1 protein-coding gene is annotated in these 563 nt (G+C 70.9%); it reads left to right on the top strand.

Annotated features, from left to right (window positions below; genetic code table 11):
* A partial coding sequence (locus RMT89_RS40770) for an ABC transporter ATP-binding protein (protein WP_315888801.1) occupies window positions 1–555 on the top strand: 555 nt, incomplete at its 5' end.
* Between the last annotated feature and the right edge of the window lie 8 nt (window positions 556–563).

The raw sequence follows: 563 nt of genomic DNA on the forward strand, positions 1-563 counted from the left end.
ATCACGACCGACGGGCGCCCGGCGCTGATGTTCCAGGAGCACGCCCTGTTCCCGTGGCTGACCGCGGGCAAGAACATCGAACTCGCGCTCAAGCTGCGCGGGGTGCCCAAGGCGGAGCGGCGCGGCCGTGCCGAGGAGTTGCTGGAGCTGGTCCGGCTGGGCGGGGCGCACCGCAAGCGGGTGCACGAGCTGTCGGGCGGTATGCGGCAGCGAGTGGCCATGGCCCGTGCGTTGGCGCAGGACAGCAAGGTGCTGCTGATGGACGAGCCGTTCGCGGCGCTGGACGCGATCACCCGGGACGTGCTGCATGACGAGCTGACCCGGATCTGGCGCGAGACCGGCCTGTCGGTGCTGTTCGTGACGCACAACGTCCGCGAGGCCGTCCGCCTCGCCCAGCGGGTCGTGCTGCTGTCCTCCCGCCCCGGGCGCATCGCCAAGGAGTGGACCGTCGGCATCCCGCATCCGCGTCGCATCGAGGACAGCGCGGTCGCCGAGCTGTCCGTCGAGATCACCGAAGAACTGCGTGGGGAGATCCGCCGCCATGGCCAGCACTGACACCACCG

The organism is Streptomyces sp. P17 (assembly GCF_032436805.1).
Classification (GTDB): Bacteria; Actinomycetota; Actinomycetes; order Streptomycetales; family Streptomycetaceae; genus Streptomyces.